The organism is Vibrio genomosp. F10 str. 9ZD137, assembly GCF_049974785.1.
In the GTDB taxonomy this organism is placed as follows: domain Bacteria; phylum Pseudomonadota; class Gammaproteobacteria; order Enterobacterales; family Vibrionaceae; genus Vibrio.
Genome location: NZ_JBNGCJ010000908.1, coordinates 1 through 674, shown reverse-complemented (window position 1 = coordinate 674; position 674 = coordinate 1). Strand labels below are relative to the sequence as shown.

Genomic DNA, 674 nt, shown 5'->3' with positions numbered 1-674 from the left:
CCGCTCTTCCGATCTAGTGTACTTGCGAATGATCTCGCACGTAAGATGGTGACAGCGCCATTTCGAACTGGTGGACAGCAACAGTACATACCTGCACCGATTAGCGTAAAGCCACTCGCAGAAACAAGCATCAGCCTTGTGATTGAGCATGTCGAACAAAACGTCCATCTGCCTCACTCACTAGATGCAGTCGCTGAGCGCTGTGCGATGAGCAAAAGAACCTTCACACGCCAGTTTAAAGCTACCTATGGCTGTACATTTGGTGAATGGCTGCAAAACCGACGTTTGGTGCTTAGCCAACGTCTATTAGAAACCACGAAACTATCGATACCTCAAGTTGCAGAGCAAGCGGGTTTTGGCTCTGACAGTGTATTCAGAAAGCACTTTAAATCGGCTTTTCATGTATCGCCGATTCAGTGGCGCACTACATTCAAGCAATAGTCTTAATTTCATTGAGGGCGATGGGGCTAGATCGTCGCATCTATTACTTTTTGTATCTGAAACCTTGCAAGTTCAATTCTAGGCGTTTTTGGGGCATCACAAGCCAGCCCTAACATCACTAGTTTGAAGCTACAAAATGATTTGCCGAAATCAATAGAATGAGTTTTGACTATCTCGCTATAAGGCCACTTAGCGATGGTCTATCCAACATATGAGCACAAAAAAAGCGAGCA

General features: G+C 45.4%; 1 protein-coding gene. It reads left to right on the top strand.

The window, feature by feature from the left end; genetic code table 11:
- Nucleotides 1-441, top strand: a 441-nt coding sequence (locus tag ACP45E_RS20190) for a helix-turn-helix domain-containing protein (RefSeq protein WP_141707448.1), incomplete at its 5' end; no start/stop codon positions are given.
- Nucleotides 442-674: the final 233 nt, after the last annotated feature.